Genomic DNA, 14,252 nt, shown 5'->3' with positions numbered 1-14,252 from the left:
CGTCACTCTCCTTCACGCCGATGTGGGCACGGGTGCGGTGGCACTCACCAGCAGCAAGGATGATCGCGCGCGCCGCTATTCCCGGTACCGCCGAGTGTTCATACGGCCGCAACGATGCCGGGGCGGGGCTCCCGGCCGGGCCCGGTACCGTGGAGGACGTACGCAACGATCAAGGGCCGCCGTCCGGACGGCCTGGAGGCACCACTCGATGAACGTGACCCGAGACTTCGCCGGGCGTCCGCGTGTCCGCAACGACGGGCTGCCGCCCGGCCAGTACGACGCCGGCGACGACTGGCCCGTCCTGTCCGCGGAGGTCACGCCGGAGCTGGCGCCCGCGGAGTGGACGTTCACCGTCGACGGGCTCGTGGCCGAGCCGCGCACCTGGACCTGGGACGAGGCGCACGCGCTGCCGCCGTCCGCCTACGAGGGCGACATCCACTGTGTGACGAGCTGGTCCAAGTTCGGGGTGCGCTTCTCGGGCGTGTCGCTCGACGCGTTCCTCGGCCCCGTCCGTCCGGCGGCGGAGGCCACCCACGCGGTCGCCTACTCGCACACCGGCTACACCACGAATCTGCCGCTCGCGGACCTGACGGGCGGGCGGGCCTGGATCGTCTGGGAGTACGGGGACGAACCGCTGCCGGCGGAGCACGGTGGCCCGGCGCGGCTGCTCGTGCCGCACCTGTACTTCTGGAAGAGCGCCAAGTGGATCGCGGGCATCCGGCTCCTCGACCACGACGAGCCGGGTTTCTGGGAACAGAACGGCTACCACCCTCGCGGCAACCCCTGGGAAGAGCAGCGCTACTCCGGTGACTGAGACCCCCCTGCAACCGACGACCTCCGCAGCTGCGGCGGCCACCACCTCCTCCGCGTCCACCGCGCCTTCGCCAGTCGCGGCGGCCCCGCCGGGCTGGACGCCGCCGACCCGGTTCGCCGTGCCCGGCCGGATCGCCGTGAGCAACCGCGCCGCGGCCACCTGGCAGCGCGCCACCCTCACCGAGATCCGCCGGGAGACCCCGTACGCGGCGACCTTCCGCTTCGCCGTGCCCCACTGGGCAGGTCACCTGCCCGGCCAGCACCTGATGCTGCGGCTGCGGGCACAGGACGGCTATGTCGCCCAGCGGCACTACTCGATCGCCTCTCCCCCCGACGACAGCGGGTACATCGAGCTCACCCTCGACCACGTCGACGACGGTGAGGTCTCCGGCTGGTTCCACACGGTCGCCGAGCCCGGTGACGAGGTCGAGGTGCGCGGACCGCTCAGCGGCTTCTTCGCCTGGCCCGGGGACCGGCCCGCCCTGCTGGTCGGCGCGGGTTCCGGTGTCGTACCGCTGATGTCGATGGTCCGCCACCATCGCGCGAGCGGCCTGACGGTGCCGCTGCGGCTGCTCGTGTCGGCGCGCGGCCCCGAGGAACTGATCTACGCGTCGGAGTACGGCCCCGAGACCACCACGGTCTTCACCCGCACCGCCCCGGAGGGTGTGGCCGTGGGCCGTGTGTCCGCCGCACATGTGGCGCGGCTCCTGGCCGATGGGCCCGATGGTGGGTGGGAAGCCTATGTGTGTGGCTCGAACGGCTTCGCCGAGCATGCCTCGCGGCTGCTGGTGGACGCGGGCCAGCCGGTCGACCGTATCCGGATCGAACGCTTCGGCTGATCGTTCCCGGGGCGCGTCCGGCGGCGTGGCCGCCCTCGGCCCCCAGTGCACCACGACGACCGGGCGGACGGCGTGGTGCACCGGGGCGCATGCGGCAGGTGCGGGCGCCGCGAGCGGGTGTTCCCGCCGTCAGCCGGACCAGGTCCACTCGGCGACCTCCGGCAGGTCGGTGCCGTGTTCGCGGATCCAGGCGTCGCGGCGGGTGCGCACGTCGGCCATCCGCTGGCGCACGGCCGCGGCCCGGACGGCGAGGCCCGGGACCCGGTCGATGACGTCCATCACCAGCCGGTACCGGTCGAGGTCGTTGCGGACGACCATGTCGAACGGGGTCGTGGTGGTGCCCGACTCCCGGTAGCCCCGCACATGGAGGTTGCCGTGGCCGGTGCGCCGGTAGGCCAGCCGGTGGATCAGCCAGGGATAGCCGTGGTAGGCGAAGACCACCGGCTTGTCCGCGGTGAAGAGGGCGTCGTACTCGGAGTCGGCCATGCCGTGCGGGTGTTCGCCCGGCGGCATCAGCCGGGCGATGTCGACGACGTTGACGACGCGGACGGCCAGGTCGGGCAGGTGGGTGCGGAGCAGCCCGGCCGCGGCGAGCACCTCCTGGGTGGGCACGTCTCCGGCGCAGGCGAGGACCACGTCCGGATCGCGCTCTCCGTTCTCCGTCCCGGCCCACTCCCAGATGCCCGCGCCCCGGGCGCAGTGGGCGCGGGCCTCTTCCATGGAGAGCCAGTCGAAGCAGGGCTGCTTCCCGGCGACGATCACGTTGACGTGGTCGCGGCTGCGCAGGGCGTGGTCCGCCACGGACAGCAGGGTGTTGGCGTCCGGCGGCAGATAGACCCGGACGACCTCCGGGCTCTTGTTGAGGATGTGGTCGACGAAGCCCGGGTCCTGGTGGGAGAAGCCGTTGTGGTCCTGGCGCCAGACGTGCGACGTCAGCAGGTAGTTGAGGGAGGCCAGCGGCGCCCGCCACGGCAGTCCCCGTGATGTCTTCAGCCACTTGATGTGCTGGTTGACCATGGAGTCGACAATGTGCACGAACGCCTCGTACGACGAGAACAGACCGTGTCGGCCGGTGAGGAGATAGCCCTCCAGCCAGCCCTGGCAGAGGTGTTCGGACAGGACTTCCAGTACGCGTCCGTCGCGGGCCAGGTGCTCGTCGGTGTCGGTCACCGACGCCTGCCAGGCCTTGCCCGTCACCTCGAACAGCGCGCCCAGCCGGTTCGACTCGGTCTCGTCGGGGCCCACGACACGGAAGTCGCGCCGCTCCGCGGTGTCGGCCATGATCCGGGCGAGCAGGCCGCCGAGGACCCGGGTGGGTTCGTGCGTGCTCGTGCCGGGTTTGTCCACGGGGACCGCGAAGTCCTCCAGGCGTGGCAGGGGCAGGGAGCGCAGCAGCAGACCGCCGTTGGTGTGCGGGTTGGCACCGAGGCGGCGGGCGCCCTCGGGTACACAGTCGAGGACGAGACGGCTGGGACGGCCCTCGGCGTCGAACAGTTCCTCCGGACGGTACGAGCGCAGCCAGGCTTCCAACTGCCGCAGGTGTTCGGGGTTCTCGCGAACCCCGGCGAGCGGGACCTGGTGGGAGCGCCACGTTCCCTCGACGGGCTCCCCGTCGACCTCGGCGGGGCCGGTCCAGCCCTTCGGGGTCCGCAGGACGATCACGGGCCAGCGGGGGCGCTCGCCCTTCGTCGCCTTCCCGCTCGTGCCGTTGCGGGCTTCCCGCTGAATACGGGCGATGCGGTCCAGCGCCTGGTCCATCGCCTTCGCGAGCTCCTGGTGGACGCGGCGGGGGTCGTCACCGCCGACGTGCAGCGGGTCGTGGCCGTAGCCCCGCAGGAGTTCGTCGAGTTCGGCGCGCGGTAGCCGGGCGAGCACGGTGGGGTTGGCGATCTTGTAGCCGTTGAGGTGCAGGACGGGCAGGACCGCGCCGTCGTGCACCGGGTCGAGGAACTTGTTGGAGTGCCAGGACCCCGCGAGGGGACCCGTCTCCGCCTCGCCGTCCCCGATCACGCAGGTGACCAGCAGGTTCGGGTTGTCGAAGGCCGCCCCGTACGCGTGGGCGAGCGAGTAGCCCAGCTCGCCGCCCTCGTGGAGGGAGCCCGGCGTCTCGGGGGCGACGTGGCTCGGAACCCCGCCGGGAAAGGAGAACTGCCGGAACAGCCGCTCCATGCCGGAGGCGTCCCGGGTGATGTCCGGGTACGTCTCGGTGTAGCTGCCCTCGAGCCAGGAGTTCGCGAGGACGGCGGGGCCGCCGTGGCCGGGTCCCCACACACAGATCGTGTCGAGGCCACGCTCGCTGACGACACGGTTGAGATGGGTGTGGACCAGGTTGAGACCGGGCGAGGTGCCCCAGTGGCCGAGCAGCCGCGGCTTGATGTGCTCGGGTTTCAGGGGCTCGGTCAGCAACGCGTTGCCGAGCAGGTAGATCTGACCGACGGCCAGGTAGTTCGCGGCGCGCCAGTGCGCGTCGAGCGCCGCCATGCGGTCCTTGGCCATGGTGAGGACTCCTGTTCCGATGTTCCGGGGGATGGGGACACGAGTGCCACACAGGGCGCCGATCAGTCGTGAACGGGCGGGTCGTTCGACCGTTCGGGGGGCGGTGACGGCCGGCGGGAGCGGCGGGCGTCATGACCCTCGCGCCTCGCGCTGCGCGGACCGTCCGAAGGGAATGACAGAACCGGCCTCCGGAGGGTCCGTTCGGTCCGCACGGGGCACCCGGAACGACATACGGCGGCCGGACGACCGCCGGAAGGCCTGGAACGGTCGGCAGCGGTGGTGCGGGAGCGGGGCCGGGAGCGCTGAGGAGGCGCAAGATGCGAACGCGGGCGATCGGGCGGCGGGAGACACGGACACGGGTGTTCGGGCGCCGATGGCGGCACAATCCTCTGCGCCGCCGCTCAGACGTGATGGAGGTGTGGACCGTGCTGGCCGTCGCCGTCCTGCTGTGCGTCGGCGTGCCCTCGGCCGGGTTCGTCGCGGGCTGGTGGGCGTACGACGGAGCGCGGGACACGGCGGCGCGGCAGCGGGCCGAACGGCACCAGGTGCGCGCCGAGGTCGTCGAGGGCGCGCCCGCCTCCCCGACCGGCAGCGAGGGAGACCGGCGGCCGGCCCACCGGGTGAGCGTCCGCTGGACCGAGCCGGGTGAGCGGGCGCGCACGGGTGAGGCCACGGTGCCCGCCGGGACCCGGGCCGGCGAGCACACGTACGTCTGGCTGGACAGCCGGGACCGGATCGGGCCCGCCCCGCTGGACGGCACGGTCGTGTGGCAGCACACGCTGGCGATGGGGGCCTGCGGTGCGGGGCTGGCCACGGCAGGCGTGCTGGCCGCACACGCTCTGGTACGGCGGATCGCCACGCGGCGTCGCCTCGCCGAGTGGGAGCGGGAGTGGGCCCGTACGGGACCCGAGTGGGCGCGGGACCGGGCCTGACCCGGCCGGGGCCGGGGCGGTGGTCGAGCGGCGCGGGGTGTGGAAGCCGAACGGGGTGCGGAAGCCGGACGGGAAGGCCGGCCGGTCCGTGGAAACGGTCTGGCGGCCCTCGGACGGCCACCGTACGGTGTGATCATCCGCACCCTTCCTCGTAGCAAAGGCGGTCCTCCGTGGCCTTGTTCGACCTTCCTCTCGATCAGCTCCGGGACTATCGCAGCGCCTCCGTCGAGCCCGAGGACTTCGACGCCTTCTGGGACGGGACGCTGCGGGAGACCCGTGAACACGGCCTGGACGCGCGCTTCGAGCCCGTCGAGACGCACTTGACGAACGTGCGCGTGTACGACGTGACGTTCGCGGGGTTCGGCGGTCACCCGGTGAAGGGCTGGCTGACACTGCCGGCCGGGGCGGACACACCGCTGCCCACCGTCGTGGAGTTCATCGGGTACGGCGGTGGACGCGGGCTCGCGCACACGCATCTGCTGTGGGCCTCGGCCGGCTTCGCGCACTTCGTGATGGACACCCGGGGCCAGGGCGGCGCGTGGGGCGGCGGCGGTGACACCGCCGACCCGGTGGGCAGCGTGCCCGCGTATCCCGGGTTCATGACGCGGGGCATCGACGCCGCCGAGAACTACTACTACCGCCGGGTGTTCACCGACGGGGTGCGGGCCGTGGAGGCCGCCCGCTCCCATCCCCTCGTCGACGCGTCACGCACCGCGCTCGTCGGATCCAGCCAGGGCGGCGGCATCTCGATCGCGGTGGGCGGTCTGGTGCCGGATCTCGTGGCGGTCGCGCCGGACGTGCCGTTCCTGTGCGACTACCCGCGCGCGACGAGGCTCACGGACCGCGATCCGTACCGGGAGATCGGCAACTACCTCAAGACGCACCGCGGGCGCACCGAGCAGGTGCTGCGCACGCTGTCGTACTTCGACGCGGTGCACTTCGCGGCGCGCGGCCGGGCGCCCGCCCTGTTCTCGGCGGCCCTGGAGGACCAGACCTGCCCGCCGTCGACGGTCTTCGCGGCCTTCAACGCCTGGGAGCACGACGACAAGACGATAGAGGTGTACGACTTCAACGACCACGAGGGCGGCGGCCCGTACCAGGAGGCGGTCAAACTGGCCTGGCTGCCCAAGTACGTCTGAGGCACGCGGGACAGCGGCGCCGGGACTGACGGGGGCCGCTGTTCTCCGCGCTCGCACGTGAACCGTTCTGCCACTTCCGCCCAGTCCGACCAGTCGGTACGTTCAGGGGTGCCGGGCCTCGCGCGCCCGGCCTTCCCGGCGAGCGACGGAGGACCCATGACCCTCACCCAAGGCCACTGCGACACCCGCTTCGAGGCGGTGCGAACCGCGTTCGAGGAGAACTTCCGGGACCGCGGGGAGCTGGGCGCCGCCGTGTCCGTCACGGTGGACGGCGTGACCGTCGTCGACCTGTGGGGCGGCTGGGCGGACGCGGCCGGGACACGCGCCTGGGAGCGGGACACGCTCGTCAACGTGTGGTCCACCTCGAAAGGGCCGACGGCCCTGTGCGCGCACATCCTGGCCGACCGGGGGCTCCTCGACCTCGACGCGCCCGTGGCCGCGTACTGGCCGGAGTTCGCGGCGGCGGGCAAGGAGTCGGTGCTCGTACGGCATCTGCTGTCGCACCGGGCGGGCCTGGCCGGACTGCGCGAACCGCACTCGCTGGAGCAGCTCTTCGACTGGGAGCTGACCACTAAGCGGCTCGCCGCGACCGAACCCTGGTGGGAGCCGGGGACGGTCTCGGGCTACCACGCGCTGACGTACGGCTTCCTGGTCGGCGAAGTCGTGCGCCGCGTCTCGGGGTTGCTGCCGGGCGCTTTCCTGGAGCGCGAGGTGACCGGGCCGCTCGGTATCGACTTCACCATCGGGCTGCCGGAGAAGGAAGCGGGGCGCGCGGCCGAGCTGGTGCATCCGCCGGCCGCCGCGTCCAGCGAACAGGCGGCGATCTTCAGCCAGTTGACGCCGGTGGCGCTGGCCTCACTGGCCAACCCCCTTGCGGGTGCGACCGAGGCCGGAACGGCGGCGTGGCGGGCCGCCGAGATCCCGGCCGCCAACGGGCACGGCACGGCCCGGGCGGTCGCCGCGCTCTACGGGATCTTCGCCGGCCGGGGATCGTACGGGGAGCGTCGCGTCCTGTCCCCCGGGGCCGCCGAGCGGGTCCGCGAGGGGCAGGGAGCCTGCCGCGATCTGGTGCTCGGCGCCGGCTTCGAAAGCGAGACGGAGATCGGCCTGGGCCTGTGGCTCAGCGGTTCCAACCGGTCCTACGGGCCCAATCCCCGGGCCTTCGGGCACGACGGCTTCGGCGGTTCGTGCGGGCTGGCCGACCCGGAGGCGGGTGTCTCGCTGGGCTACGTCATGAACCGCATGGGGCCCCGCATCGCCGACGACCCACGCAAAATGGCGCTCGTCGACGCCCTCTATGCCGCACTCTGACGTCCGGACGCGCAGGGCGCCGCGGGGTGGTGTCAGGGCACCGCGCGGCCGACGGACGCACGGGCTGTATTCGGCCTGAAATCGGCCGACCCGGCAGGACGCCCTTCCAGCATGGTTTAGACCAATGCTAGAGATGGTCGCGTACGAGGGACCCGCGCCCTCCGGCCCCACGACCAGGGTGCCGAGGCGCGGGCCCACACCCGCACGGCTACGTCTTGTCACAAGGGGAGCGCGGACATGGCCCGCAGCACCACGCACGACGACCCTCAGCCTCTGTACTCGCGGATCGCCTCGGAGTTGCACGGTGAGTTGCGCGACGGAACCATCGCGCCCGGTGAACGCCTGCCGGGCGAGCGGCAGTTGGCCGCCCACTTCGGAGCCAGCCGGGAGACGGTCCGGCAGGCGCTGGACGTCCTGCGCCGGGACGGCCTGGTCTCCACCGACCGGCGCGGCACCCACGCGACGCTGCCCGGCCTCCCGGTCGGGCACCTTCCGTCGCTCGGCTTCCCGATCGGCGCGCAGGCGACCCAGGCCTGCGCGGTCGACCGCGCCACCGTGACCTGGGAAACGCCCCCGCCGGAGCACGCGGCGGCGCTCGGACTCGCCCCGCGGCGGCCCACGCTGGTCCACCGCTACGAGTCCACCGCACCGGACGGGTACGGGCGGCGGACGGCCGTGACGTCGTTCTCGGCGGTCGCCCTCTCCGAGGTCGAGGAGCTCGCCCGCTACCGCGACCGCGCGGACGGCAGGTCGTCGGCCCAGCTGCGGCGCGTGTACGACTGGATGCGCCGGGCGGGGCTGACCCTGCATCACCGCGACTCCATCAGCGGGCCCGGCGACGCGGCCTCGGTCCGGGTGACGCGTCGCGTGCACGACCAGTACGCGCGTCCCCTGGAGATCACCGACCTGGTGGTGGACGCCCAACAGGACGCGCTGGTCTACGAGTTCACGCTGCCGGCGGTGGCCGAGCCCGACTGGTCGTAGCTCCCGGTAGGCCGGTGCGTGGGTCCGGGCCGGGCATGCCCCGGCGGGCACGGGGCCCGGACCCGCGCCCGTCGGTCAGCGGGAGGCCTGGGCGCCGACCTCCTCGCGGCGCTCCTCCTCCTGCGCGGCGGTGGCGCGCTCCGGGAGTTTCGCGCCCTCGATGTCCACGTCCGGAGTGACACGGTCGAGCCAGCGGGGCAGCCCCCAGGCGCGGCGGCCGATCAGGGCCATGGCGGCCGGGACGAGGGTCATCCGGACCACGAACGCGTCGATGAAGACGCCGAAGGCCAGCGCGAATCCGATGGACTTGATGATCGGGTCGTGGTTGAAGACGAACCCGCCGAAGACCGCGACCATGATCAGTGCGGCCGCGCTGACCACCCGGCCACTGCGTGCCACTCCCTGGACGACGGCCTCGGCCGCGTCGCCCGTGTGCTCGTGGTGCTCGCGCATGCGGCTGACGAGGAAGACCTCGTAGTCCATGGCCAGCCCGAAGAGGACTCCGATGAGGAGCACGGGAAGGAAGCTGGTGACGGGCCCGGCGGAGGGGATGTCGAGGACGCCGTTGAGGTGGCCTTCCTGGAAGACCCACACGGTGGCGCCGAGGGAGGCGGCGACCGACAGCAGGAATCCGAGTGCGGCCTTGACCGGGACGAGAAGCGACCGGAAGGCGATGGTGAGCAGGATCAGCGCGAGGATCACGATGATGGCGATGAACAGCGGCAGCGCGCCGGACAGTTTGCCCGCGACATCGATGGCCGCGGCGGTGGCGCCGGCGATGTAGAGGGTGCCGCCCGCCTTGTCGACGGCCGGCGCGTTGTCCCGCAGCCGGTGCACCAGGTCGGTCGTGGCCCGGGCGTCGGGGCCGGTCCTGGGGACGACCGCGACGACGGCGAGGTCGCCGCCCGGGTTGCTCACCGGCGGGGCGACGGCGGCGACTCCGGGGTCCTGGGCCAGGCTCGTACGCAGCCGGGTCACCGTCGCGGTGCGCTCGGCGGCCGGTATCCCGCTGGTGTCGACGACAGCGGTGACGGTCGCGTTGAAGCCGGGGCCGAAGCCCTCGCTCAGCAGGTCGTAGCTCTTGTGCTGGGTGCTGTCGGCGGGCTGGGAGGCGTAACCGGGCAGCCCCAGGCGCAGATCCCGGGCGGGCAGCGCGAGTGCGAGCAGACCGACCACACCCACCAGGAGAACGATCAGGGGCTTGCCGGTGACGACACGGGCCCAGCCGAGAGCCCATGAGCCGGGAGCGCGCTCGGAGCGGCGCGGTCGCGGGCGCAGCCTCTCGCCGAAGAATCCGAGAACCGCGGGAACGAGGGTGACGGCGACGAGCACGGCGAGCAGGACCGTCGCGGCGGCGGCGAGCCCCATGATCGTGAGGAACGGGATGCCGGTGACCGCCAGCGCCGCCAGGGCGATGATCACGGTGGCTCCGGCGAAGACGACCGCGCCGCCCGCGGTCGCGACGGCCCGCGCGATCGAGTCCTCGACGTCCGCCTCCGGATCGGCGAGCTGCTCGCGGTGGCGCGACAGGATGAACAGGGCGTAGTCGATGCCCACAGCCAGGCCGATCATGAGGGCGAGCACGGTGGCGGTGCTGGTCATCTCCACGAAGCGGGAGACGAACTGGACACCCAGTACGCCGATCGCCACCCCCACGACGGCGGTCAGCAGCGGAAGTCCGGCTGCGATCAGGGAGCCCAGGGCGAGGGCCAGCACGGCGAAGGCGATGACGACGCCCACGATCTCCGCCGGACCGCCGACCTCGGTCTTCGGCTGCATCGCCGAGCCGCCGAACTCGACCTCCAGACCGGCGTCCCGGGCCCGTTCCATCGCCTTCGACAGGGCGTCCTTGGACGTCTCGGGTACGTTGTCGGCCGACTGACGGAACAGGACGTCGGAGTAGCCGATGCGCCCGGCCTCGGAGACGGTCCCGGCCTCGGTGGGATCGGAGACGTTCACGACTCCCGGCACCGCGGCGGCCTTCTTCAGGCTCGCGGCGACGGCCTTCTCGGCGCCGGTCTCGGTGAGCGTGCCGCCCTCGGGGGCGGCGAACACCACTCGGGCCACCCCGCCGGCGGCCGTCGGGAACTTCTCCTCCAGCAGGTCCTGGGCCTTCTGGGACTCGATCCCCGGCACCGAGAACTCGGTGGCCACCTTGCCGTGCAGTGTGACGCCGAGGCCTCCGACCACGGCGAGCAGCAGCAGCCAGACGGCGAGGACGCCACCGCGGCGGCGTACCGCCCAACGTCCCCAGGTGTACAGGTGTGACGCCATACCCGTCTTCCTCCCTCTTTCCGTGTCCCGCAGCTCCTCGGCCGGACCACGGCCTCTCTGCACTCTAAGGCATTTTTACAGCCCAATGTAAATTCTCTATGGATGGTAAAGTGCGCCCATGATGAGTGACGGCCTGCGGGAACGCAGCAAGGCGCGGCGCAGGGAGGCGATCCTCCGGGCGGCCTACGAGCTGTTCGCCGACCGCGGGTTCGAGGCGACGACCATCGCCGACATCGCCGCGGCGGCCGAGGTCTCACCCCGCACGGTCACGCTGTACTTCCCGTCCAAGCTGGACCTGGCGATGTCGGAGTTCGACTCCTTCGCGGAGCGGCTCACCACCGCGCTGCGGGGACGGGGTGCGGACCGGACGATCCTGGACACGCTGGAGCACTGGCTGCGCGACGAGATCGCCGGCCGGGGCGAGCTGGACGACCTCGCCGACCGCATGCTCGACCTCGATCCGCAGCTGCGCGCGGTCGCCGGGGCTCGACTGGCGGAGGCCATCCAGGACGGCGCGCGGATCTTCGCCGAGGAGCGGGGCAACGACCCCGACGACTTCGGGCCGCGCATGGTGGCGGCAGCCGCGGCGGCGGTGATCGCCGAGGTGTGCCACCGGCCCCAGGAGTCGAGCATCGAGACCGCGATGGCCTTCCTGCGCGGCGGTATCGCGTCCCTGCCGCCCGGGCCGGCCTCCTGAACCGAGGGTCGGCTTTGCCGGAAGGTCCGCGCCGCGACCGACCTGCCGGACCTCGTCAGAAGCTGAGGCTCCGCCTGCTCTTCCGTGGGGCTGCGGGTCCCCCGGTGTGACGGGGCGGGCGCGCCGGGGCGGTCAGAGCCAGCCGTTGCGCCGGAATCCCCGGTGGATGACGAAGCAGAGGGTGGCGATGACTCCCAGGACGGCGGGGTAGCCGTACGTCCAGCGCAGTTCGGGCATGTGGTCGAAGTTCATGCCGTAGAGGCCGCAGATCATGGTGGGCACCGCGACGATGGCGGCCCAGGCCGTGATCTTGCGCATGTCCTCGTTCTGGGCGACCGTGACCTGCGCCAGGTGGGCCTGGAGGATCGAGTCGAGCAGGCCGTCGAAGGCGTTGATCTGCTCGGTGACCCGGGCCAGATGGTCGGCGACGTCACGGAAGTACGGCTGGATGTCCTGGGAGACGGCGGTCGACGACGCCTGGGCGAGGAACTGCAGGGGCCGCGCCAGCGGGACCACGGCCCGCTTGAGCTCCAGCAGTTCCCGCTTGAGCTGGTAGATCTGGCCTGCGTCACCACGCGCGGTGTGCTCCGTGAAGACGGCCGTCTCAACGGCCTCTATGTCGCTCTGCACGGCGTCCGTGACCTCGAGGTAGTCGTCGACCACATGGTCCGCGATGGCGTGCAGGACAGCCGAGGGACCTTTCACGAGCTGGTCCGGCAGGCTCTCCAGGGCTTCGCGCAGCGGGCCCAGGGAGCCGTGCTGGCCGTGCCGGATGGTGATGACGAAGTCGCGGCCGATGAAGACCATCAGCTCGCCGGTGTCCACCACTTCGCTCGTCGAGGTGAGCCGCTCGTGCTCGACGTAGCGCACGGTCTTGAAGACGGCGAACAGCGTGTCGTCGTACTGTTCCACCTTCGGCCGCTGATGGGCGTTGACAGCGTCCTCGACGGCCAGCGGATGCAGGCCGAAGAGTTTGGCGAGGCCCGCGAACTCCTCCTCGGTGGGCTCGTGCAGCCCGATCCACACGAAGCCGTCCCGGCCCTTGCGGGTCCGTCGGATCGCCTCGTCCGGTGCCCAGTCGCCGGGCTGCCGTTCGCCCTTGCCGTAGACGATGCAGTTCTCCACCGCGCTGCCGAGCGGGGACCGGGCGGGATGGCTGAGGTCCACGGTGTGGCGGTAGGCGCGGCGAACCGCTCTGCTCAGGTTGCGGATCATGGGCACGGGCTGGGCTCCTTCGGTGACCGGGTCAGTGTGCCACCGAATCGTGTCCACTCCGTATACAGGTCACCGGGCACCTGACCGGCGGGAACGTCCGCGGTCGAGCCGGGCCGAGCCGTCACCCAGCCGGGCGCTGCCCACGGGCCGATGACGCGTCGGCGGACGCCCGCCCGGGCCCCGGCGGACGAGGAGCCGTGCGCGGCCGTGCAGGGCTCCGGCCGCGGGTGGTCGTCACACCAGGTCGTGGCGCAGGTCCCGCCGGCCGTTCGGTGGGCGGGACCTGGGACACGGGCACGGGGCGGATTCCGGCCGGACGCTGCGGCTCAGCCCTGTGCCTCGCTGATGTTGACCATCCAGGGGATGCCGAACCGGTCCGTGCACATGCCGAACACGTCGCCCCACATCTGCTTGTCGAGCGGAACGACCACCGTGCCGCCGGCGGACAGCTTCTCCCAGTAGCCGCGCAGCTCGGCGTCGTCGTCACCGCTGAGGCTCACCGAGAAGTTGGTGCCCGGTGTGTGGTCCATGCCCGGCGGGGTGTCGGCGCACATCAGGGTGAAACCGCTCGGGGTCTCCAGCATGCCGTGCATGATCTTGTCCGCTTCGGGCCCGCCCGGCGCGCCGGACTCCCCGAAGGTGTTGAGCGCGAGCGTGCCGCCGAAGACCTCCTCGTAGAACTCCATCGCCTGGCGCGCGTCGCCGTCGAAACTGATGTAGGGGTTGAGTCGTGAGGCCATGAAAACCTCCCAGATCGGGCCGGACAACCGGATTTCCGAGACTAGCGCGGGGCACTGACACCGGCCCGTCGTGACCAAAAGGCCCAGGCCAGGGGCCCCGGACCACCGGGCCCCAACCCCCGACACACGGGTCCGTCAGCTCCTCGCCACGGCGTCCTTGAGCGCGATGTTGAGTTCGAGGACGTTGACCGTGGGCTCGCCGATGAAGCCGAGGGTGCGGCCGTCGGAGTGTTCTTCGACGAGCTTTCGCACCTGCGCGACGGGCAGGTCGTTCTTCTCCGCGATCCGGTGGACCTGTAGGTCCGCGTAGGCCGGGGAGATGTCCGGGTCCAGACCGGAACCCGACGAGGTGACCGCGTCCGGGGGCACGTCCGAGGGCCTGACCGTGTAGCCGTCGACGGAGTTGTCCTTGATGACGGCGGCCTTGGCGGCCCGCACCCAGTCGATCAGGTCCTTGTTGTCGCCGGAGCGGTTGGTGGCCCCGGAGAGGATCAGTTTGTACTGGGTGTTGACGCTGTTGGTGCCCAGACCGTTCTGCGGGCGCCCCTGGAACCACTTCAGGTCGGGCTCCGGGGTTTCCTGGCCCTTCTTCAGCGGCAGGTTGTACGCCTGCCCGATCAGGGACGAGCCCACGACCCTGCCGTCCGACGTGATCTCCGAGCCGTTCGCCCGGTCCGGGAGGACCCCCTGGGCGACTCCGGTGACGGCGAGGGGGTAGAGGACGCCCGTCACGACCGTCAGGACGAGAAGGGCCCGCAGCCCCGCCCACAGCAACCGGGCCGTGTTCGATACCGAGTTGTTCATGGGATCAG

General features: G+C 71.8%; 12 protein-coding genes. 7 read left to right on the top strand and 5 right to left on the bottom strand.

Going from position 1 to position 14,252, the window contains the following annotated elements:
* Positions 1 to 208: 208 nt before the first annotated feature.
* The gene (locus tag KUF83_RS26570) at positions 209 to 814 is read left to right on the top strand and encodes a sulfite oxidase-like oxidoreductase (RefSeq protein ID WP_217457452.1); all 606 of its coding nucleotides are present in this window, start codon (positions 209 to 211) and stop codon (positions 812 to 814) included.
* Between the two features lie 118 nt (positions 815 to 932).
* Positions 933 to 1,652, top strand: a complete 720-nt coding sequence (locus KUF83_RS26565) for a ferredoxin reductase (protein ID WP_308403150.1) — start codon at positions 933 to 935, stop codon at positions 1,650 to 1,652.
* 129 nt (positions 1,653 to 1,781) lie between these two features.
* Here the strand turns inward: KUF83_RS26565 and KUF83_RS26560 are convergent, their stop codons facing one another.
* On the bottom strand, positions 1,782 to 4,148 hold the full coding sequence (locus KUF83_RS26560; RefSeq protein WP_217457451.1) for a phosphoketolase: 2,367 nt from the start codon (positions 4,146 to 4,148) through the stop codon (positions 1,782 to 1,784).
* 317 nt (positions 4,149 to 4,465) lie between these two features.
* Between KUF83_RS26560 and KUF83_RS26555 the strand changes: the two genes are divergently transcribed.
* From KUF83_RS26555 to KUF83_RS26540, 4 genes are all read left to right on the top strand, one after another.
* Positions 4,466 to 5,080, top strand: coding sequence for a hypothetical protein (locus KUF83_RS26555; RefSeq protein WP_217457450.1), 615 nt, complete (start codon positions 4,466 to 4,468; stop codon positions 5,078 to 5,080).
* Positions 5,081 to 5,250: 170 nt separating this feature from the next.
* On the top strand, positions 5,251 to 6,219 hold the full coding sequence (locus tag KUF83_RS26550) for an acetylxylan esterase (RefSeq protein ID WP_217457449.1): 969 nt from the start codon (positions 5,251 to 5,253) through the stop codon (positions 6,217 to 6,219).
* Between the two features lie 156 nt (positions 6,220 to 6,375).
* A complete protein-coding gene (locus KUF83_RS26545) occupies positions 6,376 to 7,530 on the top strand; it encodes a serine hydrolase domain-containing protein (RefSeq protein ID WP_217457448.1) in 1,155 nt (384 codons plus the stop codon).
* 237 nt (positions 7,531 to 7,767) lie between these two features.
* The gene (locus tag KUF83_RS26540; protein ID WP_217457447.1) at positions 7,768 to 8,514 is read left to right on the top strand and encodes a GntR family transcriptional regulator; all 747 of its coding nucleotides are present in this window, start codon (positions 7,768 to 7,770) and stop codon (positions 8,512 to 8,514) included.
* Between the two features lie 75 nt (positions 8,515 to 8,589).
* On the opposite strand, the gene KUF83_RS26535 is transcribed toward KUF83_RS26540, so the two are convergent.
* A complete protein-coding gene (locus KUF83_RS26535) occupies positions 8,590 to 10,788 on the bottom strand; it encodes an MMPL family transporter (RefSeq protein WP_217457446.1) in 2,199 nt (732 codons plus the stop codon).
* A 118-nt stretch (positions 10,789 to 10,906) separates the two neighbouring features.
* Between KUF83_RS26535 and KUF83_RS42630 the strand changes: the two genes are divergently transcribed.
* The gene (locus tag KUF83_RS42630; protein ID WP_302828546.1) at positions 10,907 to 11,485 is read left to right on the top strand and encodes a TetR/AcrR family transcriptional regulator; all 579 of its coding nucleotides are present in this window, start codon (positions 10,907 to 10,909) and stop codon (positions 11,483 to 11,485) included.
* Positions 11,486 to 11,617: 132 nt separating this feature from the next.
* On the opposite strand, the gene corA is transcribed toward KUF83_RS42630, so the two are convergent.
* From corA to KUF83_RS26515, 3 genes are all read right to left on the bottom strand, one after another.
* A complete protein-coding gene (gene corA, locus KUF83_RS26525; RefSeq protein WP_217457445.1) occupies positions 11,618 to 12,700 on the bottom strand; it encodes a magnesium/cobalt transporter CorA in 1,083 nt (360 codons plus the stop codon).
* A gap of 326 nt (positions 12,701 to 13,026) precedes the next feature.
* Positions 13,027 to 13,440 (bottom strand): VOC family protein, encoded by a 414-nt coding sequence (locus KUF83_RS26520; protein WP_217457444.1) that lies wholly within the window; start codon positions 13,438 to 13,440, stop codon positions 13,027 to 13,029.
* A gap of 135 nt (positions 13,441 to 13,575) precedes the next feature.
* A complete protein-coding gene (locus KUF83_RS26515; protein ID WP_217457443.1) occupies positions 13,576 to 14,244 on the bottom strand; it encodes a potassium-transporting ATPase subunit C in 669 nt (222 codons plus the stop codon).
* Between the last annotated feature and the right edge of the window lie 8 nt (positions 14,245 to 14,252).

The sequence above is a fragment of the Streptomyces sp. BV286 genome (genome assembly GCF_019090165.1).
GTDB lineage: Bacteria > Actinomycetota > Actinomycetes > Streptomycetales > Streptomycetaceae > Streptomyces.
The sequence above is the reverse complement of the archived record's forward strand: the minus strand, read 5'-3'. Positions and strand labels throughout refer to the sequence as shown.

Excerpts from the sequence above, each read along its gene's own strand:
- KUF83_RS26545 (WP_217457448.1), top strand. The coding sequence starts at position 6,376 with ATGACCCTCACCCAAGGCCACTGCGACACCCGCTTCGAGGCGGTGCGA.
- KUF83_RS26570 (WP_217457452.1), top strand. The coding sequence starts at position 209 with ATGAACGTGACCCGAGACTTCGCCGGGCGTCCGCGTGTCCGCAACGAC.
- KUF83_RS42630 (WP_302828546.1), top strand. The coding sequence starts at position 10,907 with ATGATGAGTGACGGCCTGCGGGAACGCAGCAAGGCGCGGCGCAGGGAG.
- KUF83_RS26555 (WP_217457450.1), top strand. The coding sequence starts at position 4,466 with ATGCGAACGCGGGCGATCGGGCGGCGGGAGACACGGACACGGGTGTTC.
- KUF83_RS26520 (WP_217457444.1), bottom strand. The coding sequence starts at position 13,440 with ATGGCCTCACGACTCAACCCCTACATCAGTTTCGACGGCGACGCGCGC.
- KUF83_RS26540 (WP_217457447.1), top strand. The coding sequence starts at position 7,768 with ATGGCCCGCAGCACCACGCACGACGACCCTCAGCCTCTGTACTCGCGG.
- KUF83_RS26515 (WP_217457443.1), bottom strand. The coding sequence starts at position 14,244 with ATGAACAACTCGGTATCGAACACGGCCCGGTTGCTGTGGGCGGGGCTG.
- KUF83_RS26535 (WP_217457446.1), bottom strand. The coding sequence starts at position 10,788 with ATGGCGTCACACCTGTACACCTGGGGACGTTGGGCGGTACGCCGCCGC.
- corA (WP_217457445.1), bottom strand. The coding sequence starts at position 12,700 with ATGATCCGCAACCTGAGCAGAGCGGTTCGCCGCGCCTACCGCCACACC.
- KUF83_RS26560 (WP_217457451.1), bottom strand. The coding sequence starts at position 4,148 with ATGGCCAAGGACCGCATGGCGGCGCTCGACGCGCACTGGCGCGCCGCG.